The sequence below is a fragment of the Actinopolymorpha sp. B17G11 genome (genome assembly GCF_040196095.1).
Classification (GTDB): domain Bacteria; phylum Actinomycetota; class Actinomycetes; order Propionibacteriales; family Actinopolymorphaceae; genus Thermasporomyces.
On the sequence record NZ_JBEFTW010000099.1, the window covers coordinates 1 to 1366 of the forward strand.

General features: G+C 68.2%; 1 protein-coding gene. It reads left to right on the forward strand.

Annotated features, from left to right (window positions below; translation table 11 throughout):
* Positions 1-54 precede the first annotated feature (54 nt).
* A protein-coding gene (locus ABN028_RS35155; protein ID WP_349699663.1) for an IS3 family transposase occupies positions 55-1334 on the forward strand; the annotation gives its coding sequence in 2 pieces (ribosomal slippage) (positions 55-358 and positions 358-1334; 1281 coding nt in all).
* The last annotated feature ends 32 nt before the right edge of the window (positions 1335-1366 follow it).

Here is a 1366-nt window from a genome sequence, read left to right on the forward strand (position 1 = left end):
TGAACCGCACTGGGTTCTTTGGAGGCTCGTGACCTTGGAAACGAGGATGGAGCCATGCCAAAGGAGCAGGTGCCCGGGAAGCCGCAGACGCGGCGTTACACCCCGGAGGAGAAGGCCGCAGCGGTGCGGATGGTCCGGACGCTGCGAGGAGAGCTCGGGACCGAGCACGGGACGGTGCAGCGGGTCGCGACCCAGCTGGGCTACGGGGTGGAGTCGGTCCGCCAGTGGGTCAAGCAGGCCGACATCGATGAGGGTCACGCCCCAGGTGTGACGACCGCGGAGGCGAAGCGGATCAAGGAGCTGGAGCAGGAGAACCGCGAGCTGCGCCGTGCGAACGAGATTCTCAAGCGGGCGGCGTCTTTCTTCGGGGCGGAGCTCGACCGCCAACACAAGAGGTAGTCGCCTTCATCGACGCCAACCGGCACGACGTCGTCGAGGGCCGCGAGCTGGGAGTCGAGTCCATCTGCGCCACCCTGACCAGGGCTGGGCTGCAGGTGGCTCCGAGTACCTACTACGCCGCGAAGACCAGGCCGCCCTCGGCGCGAGCCCGGCGGGATGCCGAGCTCCGGCCGGTGCTGCGGGCGCTGTGGGCCGACAACTACCGGGTCTACGGGACGCGGAAGCTGTGGAAGGCCGCAAGGCGTGCCGGGCACGACATCGGCAGGGACCAGACTGCCCGGCTGATGCGGGCCGAGGGCATCGAGGGCGTGGTGCGCACCAAGCGGGTGCGGACCACCCGTCGCGACGACAAGACGGCGCGGCACCCGGACCTGGTCAGGCGAGACTTCACCGCGACCGGGCCGAACCAGCTGTGGGTCACCGACCTGACGTACGTGCCGACGTTCGCAGGCATCGCCTACGTGTGCTTCATCATCGACGCGTTCTCCCGGATGATCGTCGGCTGGCGGGTCGCCTCGCACATGCGTACCGAGATGGTCCTCGACGCGCTCGAGATGGCCCGCTGGTCGCGTGGCACCCAGCTGACCGGGCTGCGGTGTCACTCCGACGCTGGATCGCAGTTCACCAGCGTGCGTTACGGAGAGCGGCTGGCAGAGATCGGCGCGGCGCCGTCGATCGGCACCGTCGGCGACAGCTTCGACAACGCGCTCGCCGAGACGGTCAACGGCTACTACAAGGCCGAGCTCATCCGCGGACCGGCCCGGCCGGGACCGTGGCGCACTGTCGACGACGTCGAGCTCGCCACCCTCGGCTGGGTGCACTGGCACAACACCAGCCGGCTGCACGGCTACCTCGGTGACCAACCGCCGACCGAGTTCGAGGGGAAGTTCTACGCTATCCAGCAGGGCGATCAAGCCCTGGTTGAAATCAAATGACCAGAGCCTCCATCAGACCCAGTGCGGTTCAT